We start from the raw sequence: 1,584 nt of genomic DNA on the forward strand, positions 1-1,584 counted from the left end.
CTGATAGCCACTGGCGGCATCGCCATGGTTGGAGCCTTGCTGAATGACAATCGTGGCTTGGCAAGTGTGGACAAGCTGACAACGGATCGTATCAAAAAAGGCTGGATATCCAACAGTGGAATAATCAAGTCCGTGGTCGGTCTGTTCACGCTTGGGCGCAGTGATTTTGCCGATATTTCCATGTTTCGAGATGAGTTATCATTTCGGCTTGCGTTAGAACTGGAACGTGTTCCGTCTGAAGAGACCTTGCGTCAACGTTTGGATTTGATCGCGAAACTCAATTCCCAGCAGACGCTGTTGGATTACGCCATGCGTGATCTGCTGCGCAAGGTTGAATCGTTCGGAACCGTGAAAATCGGGAAATACAAACTGATTCCACTGGACATCGACGTTGCTGCGCTGTTGAATCCCGACTGCAAAAAAGAAGGAATTGCCCGAACCTACCATAAAATTGACGGATATGCGCCGATTTTTGCCTATCTGGGAAGTGAGGGCTATATGCTTGCCAACGAATTGCGGATCGGCAGTCAGCACAGCGAGAATGGAGCGGTAGAATTTCTACGGCGCTGTCTGGAACAGGTAAAAGCACTGAAAATTGATCTCCGGCAAATCGTGGTTCGTGTCGATTCCGGTCACGACGACCAGAAATTCATCAAAGTATTGGCTGAATACGGTGTGAAATTCATCATAAAACGCAATCTCCGCGGGGAACCTCGTGAGCGTTATCTGGAACTCGGGAAACAATATGGAGCAAAACAGCCGTCTCGCGAAGGGAAAAATGTCTGGCATTATTCATGGGGAAATATTCCTATCGACAAGTCGGATGAGCTGTTTGATGCGGAAGAAGAATCCATGCGGGGAACCATGACGATGGTGGTTGCCGCGACCGAACGCCAGACCCATGCAAAGACGGGGGAAGTCTTTCTGTTCCCTGAAATCGAGATTGATTCGTGGTGGACAAATATTGACTGCACGGAAGAAGAATGTATCGCCGGATATCACGATCACGGAACCAGTGAACAGTTCCATAGTGAGCTGAAGACCGATATGAACATTGAAAAACTGCCGAGTGGAAAATTTGCCACAAATGCCTTGATTTTAAACATTGCGGCATTGGCATTCAATTGTTTGCGGATCATGGGGCAGCGTTTTCTGAACAAACCGCAGTTGCTTCACCGGGAATATAAGGTGGCGCGCCGCCGGTTGCGCTCCGTGATGCAGGACTTGATCTATATCGCCTGCAAAGTTGTGAAACACGCTGGATATATTTGGCTCTCATTCGGTCGCGGTAATCCGCATTACCGGATTTTTAAGGATTTGTATGCGCGATGTTGAACCATAACGCTATCAAAACAGAATTTTGGAAGGAGGTGTTTTGAAACATCATTGGAGGCGTATGCCTCAAAATCGGGATTTTTGAATCAGTTTCAACTTTTTTTGTAAAATCGGTCATGTATGTCGATGAATAACGAAAGTTGACGGAAGCCGAGACAAAAATCAGAACAGAAAACGCCGGAAAATCTGGCAAAAAACAACGTTTGAATCCGCATGAAAAACACATGGACAAAATTTCACGGATTCAGG

Annotated in this window: 1 protein-coding gene; it reads left to right on the forward strand. The window is 46.8% G+C overall.

Annotated features, from left to right (window positions below):
- On the forward strand, positions 1-1,335 hold a 1,335-nt coding region (locus tag C8D82_RS20445; RefSeq protein ID WP_116886141.1), incomplete at its 5' end, for an IS1380-like element ISVva1 family transposase.
- Positions 1,336-1,584: the final 249 nt, after the last annotated feature.

The organism is Victivallis vadensis (assembly GCF_003096415.1).
Taxonomy (GTDB): Bacteria; Verrucomicrobiota; Lentisphaeria; order Victivallales; family Victivallaceae; genus Victivallis; species Victivallis vadensis.